Below are 2,751 nucleotides of genomic sequence, written 5' to 3'. Positions count from 1 at the left end.
ACCGGATACGCCGCTTTTTTTCAAGTTCTCCATACACCAGTTTTAACTATATCTCAAATTCTATTTTGGCATACTTGAACACTCCAATGTTTATGAGGGATGAATATGGTATTGTGCGTGTCAGTGACGCAGACAACTGTGTTCATGTAACTACTGATATCAATAAATCTTCAGCTTGTTATTTTTCCGATGAAGGAATATGGATCTGGAGAATAAAAATAGATGAAGACATTATGCGTGGTAGTGGCCGATCAATTCCAAATGCATTTGCAAAACAACTTGGATGTGAGGTTGGAAAAACGATTGAGTTGATAACAGATTTTGGAGCAATAACATTGAGTTGGCCATTGACCTCAACGATAGGAGCATCCATCGGTTCTTTACGTCAGGTTCTAAAACCTTATACAGCGAGTCAAGGAGATTATTTGTTTATCAAGGCTACTAGGCCAAATGTTACTTTTATATTTTTAAAAAAGGATCGAGTAGAAGCAGAAAACTTAAATCTTATCAAATTGGCGTTACTTCTTGGATGTACTAGTTGTGGCACAGAAGAAGAAGCCATACTGGGAATTGCCACCGCTCTTAGTGTTGATAGGCAGACAAAAGAGAGTATCCTGACAGAAGCTAGACAAAAATTGATTTCTAAGACTGAGGCAGATCTTGCCGAACTGATTCAACGACCTAGGCTGTCTGTAGATGGGTACATTAACGAGATGAGTCGGCTTTTTAAGTAGAGAACTGACTTTTAGGAATTCGGGGGCATAATGTCCTTGAAAATTGATTTATGAGAGAGGTTAATACTTTACCGGAAAACTACTAACTATTTGTGACAAACAATACACGACGCAGCTACTTCTGGAATTCCGTATATTTCATCAATTTCTATACATTCAAGGCCTTCATGGAGTGGGTTTCTTTGTTTTCGGTTTTTCTCTCTCTCAAGTCTCTTCTGGTAGTCTTTTTTAATTTCATCTATTCGCTTTGGGTGTTCAAGTTCCGCAAGAGATTCGTTTTCGCTCCAAGTAAAAGGTGAACCATGTTCTAAAGCAGTTTTTTCATAACATTTTGCTTCTTCAAAAGCTTTTGGATGTTCATCTTTTAGTCTTACCCACTCAATTTTTTGTTGAAAGAAGCAAAACGTACAGCCACTACGGGACCGCCAACGGTAATAACTGGGAAGTCCGAGGCCTGAAGATTCAAGCAGATTAATTACCCCGGCTTTATCAATTCCATTTTCTCTAAAGGGAAATTTAATCTGAAGGTTGACATGGGTGGTTTGCATGCCTAGTCGTTCCGGTTCATCAGCTCTGATGGCAATATAGCTAAATACCTTTACCCCGGATTCCAAATCATCCTTAATCCATTGTTCAAATGGTCTCAACTTGAGTTGGCGTGTACACCACCGAGAGCGTGCCGAGGGAAGAAAGTTGCCGTATTGACGAAGCCAGAAGTCAAAATCTCGATCTGGATTGAGTCTCTCTATAGGTTTTCCCAAGAATCCCTCAAGGTGGCCGAGAAATTCATAAACCTCCGGTAATTCCTTGCCCGTGTCGGTAAAAAAATAATTAATATCAAGATCGGGATAATGCTGCCGCATAAATACGGCTAGTGCTGCACTGTCACGGCCGCCCGATAAACCTAAGACATGTTTTTCTTTCACTGTGGTTTTTCCTAAATATCTATATCTTTATTGATATATGTTTTAAAGTTTCCGCTAAAGCGGCTAGTTTCTGTCTGCTATTAATACCATTTTTACTAAGAACGGACTCTATATCTCGTGCCAGCGTTAGGATTTCTTTTTTTTCGTCTTCGGTGATATCAAAAGTTTCAATCATAGTATAGCCATTTTCTCCTGTACCGAGCATTAAGGCTAAAGCCTCGGAGGTTGGATTTCGCTTTTTTAACTGTGCTAGCATTTCCGCCTGACGGAACTTAAGTGCAAAGTCTGCGATTTGGAGCATAGCAGCTTTAGGGTCATTGTCGGACCATTCGCGAACTGGTTTGTTGATTGCCAAGCTTGCAATTGATTCCATATCTTCTTGAGCATCCGAGAATTCTTCAAGTCTTCCCGCGAATGCATCAAGACGAAAGTTTCCGGTTATGCCATGGACAATTTTTGCCCGTAGGTGCAAACTTTCCAGATTTGGATTTCTTTGTCCTAGTGCTTCAAGCATGTTTTTGCGTAACTCCATCATCATTTTCGGATATGCGTCTTCGAGTTCTTTCAGTATATCTTTAATGAATCCGCCGAAGTGTTTGTAGAATTGGTTGTCCTGAGGCGGATTTCCCTGAAGCTTATCGGCTTCAAATATGATTGGCAGGTCTACAAACAATGCCTGAAGAGGGTCACTGGCTGATAACAATACGCCGCGCACATTTCGAGCTTCATCAGAAATTGAAGATGTTCTTTTTGTCCAAGTAGGAAGTTTAAATGCGAACCGTACTAGGGCTCTTGCAATCTCAAGTGGTTTTTGAGGAACTGTATTATCATTGATTTGATTCGCCACATCCCACAGAGACTCGAGTAATTTCTCGTTGCGCTTTCCTAGGTCAACCCAGCGGAGTTGAATTGTACTGTTCTTTTGTAATAGAAGGTCTGCTACCAATTCGTTTATTTCCGTCTGGAATATGCCCTCGTTATAGACTGCGACCGATGTACGGTTTGTCATTACGAAAGCCATCGCGAGAATGGGCAGTACCCCGCGACGTATGCCAAACGGCGGAGATGTCCAGTGTTCATATATTTTGGAG

The 2,751-nt window shown here is 40.9% G+C and carries 3 protein-coding genes; 1 reads left to right on the top strand and 2 read right to left on the bottom strand.

Annotation, left to right across the window (positions count from 1 at the left end; translation table 11 throughout):
- A partial coding sequence (locus OXG10_08465; GenBank protein MCY3827387.1) for a hypothetical protein occupies positions 1-734 on the top strand: 734 nt, incomplete at its 5' end.
- Positions 735-820: 86 nt separating this feature from the next.
- Here OXG10_08465 and OXG10_08460 read toward each other — a convergent pair.
- On the bottom strand, positions 821-1,660 hold the full coding sequence (locus OXG10_08460; protein MCY3827386.1) for a phosphoadenosine phosphosulfate reductase family protein: 840 nt from the start codon (positions 1,658-1,660) through the stop codon (positions 821-823).
- 19 nt (positions 1,661-1,679) lie between these two features.
- Positions 1,680-2,751, bottom strand: a 1,072-nt coding sequence (locus tag OXG10_08455; GenBank protein ID MCY3827385.1) for a hypothetical protein, incomplete at its 5' end; no start/stop codon positions are given.

It is taken from the genome of Candidatus Dadabacteria bacterium (assembly GCA_026706695.1).
Lineage (GTDB): Bacteria > Desulfobacterota_D > UBA1144 > Nemesobacterales > Nemesobacteraceae > Nemesobacter.
This window is presented reverse-complemented; position numbering and strand designations above follow the sequence as displayed.